Raw genomic sequence first — 2,385 nt, forward strand, 5'->3', positions numbered from 1 at the left:
TCCGCCCAATCCTCAGAGTTTGGCCCACATGAGGGCGACCGGGAATTCTCTCTCTCCGGTACCGGCAGTAATGACCGGGATTTCAACAGCGGGAGCTTCGGCGTGACCGGCGATCTGGGCTGGTATCTGAGGGATGACGTGGTAGCCGGTGTCCGCCAGAGCCTCAACTACGCCGATATTGAAGGCGAGGGTGTCTCGGATGATTTCTGGAACGGCTCAACCCGAGGTTACATGGACTATCAGTTCCTTCAGGATCGCGCACGACCCTTCGTCGGTGCCAGCCTCGGCGGGATCTACGGTGATGGCGTCAAAGACAGTGCATTTGCCGGCCTGGAAACAGGCATAAAATATTACGTGCAGACAAAGACCTATTTCCTTGCCCGCGCCGAGTACCAGTTCCTGTTCAGCGACACCGACGAAGCCACCGATGCGTTCCAGGACGACGGCATCTGGGCTTATACAGTCGGTCTGGGTTACAACTTCTGAGGCACGTCAGAGTGCTGGTTTGATCCGGTGGGAGTCGAGGCCGTCGGCAGGTTGACTGCCCTTGGCACCGATTCCGTAGAGCCGTCGGATTCCGCGAACGTCCCCGGGCTGAAGCCCGGGGAAGTCCTCTGCGTAGCAGAATAGATAGACCTCTTTGTGCCACCAAATCCGATGTTCCACTTCTGCTCAGGGTTCAGGCATACCAGCGACTGTTTGATAGCGCCCCCCACCTCTTGACCTTTTAACCTTTGAGCTCAAGCAGCCAATCACATTAAAACGCTGACCTGTCCCGTACCCGCTTGAATGCGGGGTGTAGAAAGGGGAAAATTATCGCCCGTATAAATTTGACAGGAATGCATGACTGACAACCGTGAAGATGAAGCCTGGATGGGCCGGGCCCTGCAGCTGGCAGGGCAGGCTGCGGCTGCCGGAGAGGTTCCGGTGGGGGCGGTGGTGGTACTTGATGGCAAAGAAATCGGCGCAGGTTTTAATGCGCCGATCAGCGGGTGCGATCCTACTGCCCATGCTGAGATGCGTGCCCTGCGGGACGCCGCCCGCCGTGTCGGAAATTACCGGTTGCCGGGTGCCACGCTTTACGTCACCCTTGAGCCTTGTACCATGTGTGTGGGCGCTATTGTGCATAGCCGTGTCAGTCGTCTGGTGTTCGGCACTACCGAACCGAAAGCCGGCGCCGTGGTGTCCGCCCGACAGACGCTGGAAGAGGATCATCTGAACTGGCGTGTTGAATCCGCAGGTGGCGTTCTGGCCATCCAGTGCAGCGGTATTATCAGTGAGTTTTTCGCACGGCGGCGGGCCGACAGCCGGCGCCGGAGGCAATTGGTTTCAGGGAAGGAGTGAACATCGATCATGAAAGTTCTGGTGACCGGCGGAGCCGGCTATATAGGCAGTCATGTAGTCAGGCAATTGGGTCAGGCCGGGCACGACATCATAGTATTCGACAACCTGTCCACCGGTTATCGCTGGGCGGTCACCCGTGGTGAGCTGGTGGTTGGCGATCTTGCCGACGAAAAGGCCATCGCCGACCTTTTCAGCCAGCATCGATTCGATGCCGTTCTGCATTTCGCGGCCAATATCGTGGTACCGGAGTCGGTGGAGAATCCCCTCAAGTATTACAGCAACAACACCCGCAATACGCTGAATCTGTTGAAAGCCGTCGAGGATCACCAGGTTCCCCATATGGTGTTTTCCTCCACGGCGGCGGTCTATGGCATGCCGGAAGAAACCGTCCTGACGGAAGATCTCCCCCTGGCTCCGATCAACCCCTATGGCGCATCCAAGATGATGAGCGAACGGATGATCATGGACCTGGCGGCCGCATCGTCCCTGAATTACGTTATTCTGCGTTACTTTAATGTGGCCGGCGCTAATCCGGATGGTTTGCTGGGCCAGGCAACGCCTGAAGCCACTCATCTGATCAAGGTGGCCTGTGAGTGTGTCATCGGAAAGCGCGATGGCATGAGCGTATTCGGCACCGATTACGACACCCGTGACGGCACCTGCATCCGCGATTACATCCACGTGGAAGACCTGGCCAAGGCCCATGTCATGGCGCTGGATTATATGGCAGGCGGTGGCGACTCCCGTGTTCTGAACTGCGGCTACGGGCGCGGGTTTACGGTGCGTGAAGTCATAGACGTGGTAAAGCGCAAGTCGGGCAACGACTTTCCGGTGCAGGAAACCGGCCGCAGGGCAGGGGATCCTGCTGCGCTGATGGCAGACAATTCGCGCATCAAACAGGTTCTTGGCTGGCAACCGGATTACGACGATCTGGATACCATCGTCGGCACGGCACTGGCCTGGGAAAAAATCTGGCAGGACAAGCAGGGCTGATACGGGCCTGTTTCAACGCTTACAACACATTTCAGATATCAGGGTTTT

General features: G+C 57.6%; 3 protein-coding genes. All 3 read left to right on the forward strand.

The window, feature by feature from the left end:
* Positions 1-486, forward strand: a 486-nt coding sequence (locus ACESMB_RS00680; protein WP_372970698.1) for a hypothetical protein, incomplete at its 5' end; no start/stop codon positions are given.
* A 357-nt stretch (positions 487-843) separates the two neighbouring features.
* Complete coding sequence (gene tadA / locus ACESMB_RS00685) at positions 844-1,344, forward strand: tRNA adenosine(34) deaminase TadA (RefSeq protein WP_372970699.1); 501 nt, start codon at positions 844-846, stop codon at positions 1,342-1,344.
* Between the two features lie 9 nt (positions 1,345-1,353).
* Entirely contained in the window at positions 1,354-2,337 is a 984-nt protein-coding gene (galE, locus tag ACESMB_RS00690) for a UDP-glucose 4-epimerase GalE (RefSeq protein WP_372970700.1), read from the forward strand.
* The last annotated feature ends 48 nt before the right edge of the window (positions 2,338-2,385 follow it).

It is taken from the genome of Marinobacter sp. (assembly GCF_041686475.1).
In the GTDB taxonomy this organism is placed as follows: Bacteria; Pseudomonadota; Gammaproteobacteria; order Pseudomonadales; family Oleiphilaceae; genus Marinobacter.